The organism is Actinomadura harenae (genome assembly GCF_003696215.1).
GTDB lineage: Bacteria > Actinomycetota > Actinomycetes > Streptosporangiales > Streptosporangiaceae > Spirillospora > Spirillospora harenae.
This window is the reverse complement of sequence record NZ_RFFG01000275.1, coordinates 1-953: the sequence shown is the minus strand read 5'-3', so window position 1 is coordinate 953 and position 953 is coordinate 1. Positions and strand designations below refer to the sequence as shown.

At 77.9% G+C, this 953-nt stretch carries 1 protein-coding gene; it reads right to left on the bottom strand.

Going from position 1 to position 953, the window contains the following annotated elements; all coding sequences use genetic code 11:
• On the bottom strand, positions 1 to 953 hold a 953-nt coding region (locus tag EBO15_RS45030), incomplete at both ends, for an ATP-binding protein (protein WP_325051993.1).

Here is a 953-nt window from a genome sequence, read left to right as displayed (position 1 = left end):
GCGGACGGCGTGCCGCACGGCCCGGTCCGCGCCGCGCCGTCCGGCCTTGGCGAAGTGGTGCGCGAGCGTCGCGGCCCCGGACGCGGGCAGGACGGGTTCCAGCGCCTCGGCCACGCGCAGGTGCAGCCGCGTCCGCTCGGCCCGGCCGAGTCCGGCGTACAGGGCCTCCCGGACGAGCGCGTGCGCGAACCGGTAGTCGGCCCCGGACGGCGGCTCGGTGAGCAGCCCGGTCGCGACGGCCGGTTCGAGCGCGTCCATGACGTCCTCGGCCGTGGTCCCGGTGACGGCCGCGAGCAGGTCGGCGTCGAGGTCGCGGCCGGTGACCGCGGCGGCGCGAAGCAGCGTCCCGGTCTCGTCCGGAAGCCGCGCGAGGCGGTGTTCCAGGACGTCCCGGACGCCGCCCGGGACGTCGTCGCCGTCCCGCAGCCGCAGGACCTCGCCCAGGTAGAACGGGTTCCCGCCGGTGCGTTCGACGAGCCCGGCGACCGCTTCGGGTTCGTCCGGGATCCGCCGGGCGCGCAGGTAGGACGCGACGTCGCCCGCGGTGAAGGGCGCGAGTTCCAGCCGTTCGCCGGTCCGGGCGAGGACGGCGAGCGTGTCGCGCAACGCGCCGGGGTGGTCGCCGGGTTCGGGACGGCAGGTGGCCAGGACGAGGAGGCGGTGCCGTCCGGCGGCACCGGCGACGAAGTCGAGCAGCCGCAGGGACGAGACGTCCGCCCAGTGCAGGTCGTCCAGGACGACGGCGAGGGGCGTGCCGTCACCGGTCAGGACGTCCATGACCTGCTCGTACAGGGTGAACAGGGCGCGCCCGGGGTCCCGCACCGGGTCGGACGCGGCGCCGGAGAGCGGGCCGGGCGCCGCGCCGCCCGCGTCCCGCAGGATCTCCGTCCAGGGCCAGAAGGCGGGGGCGGCGCCGTCGGCGCAGCGGCCCCACGCGACGCGGAAGCCGCGCG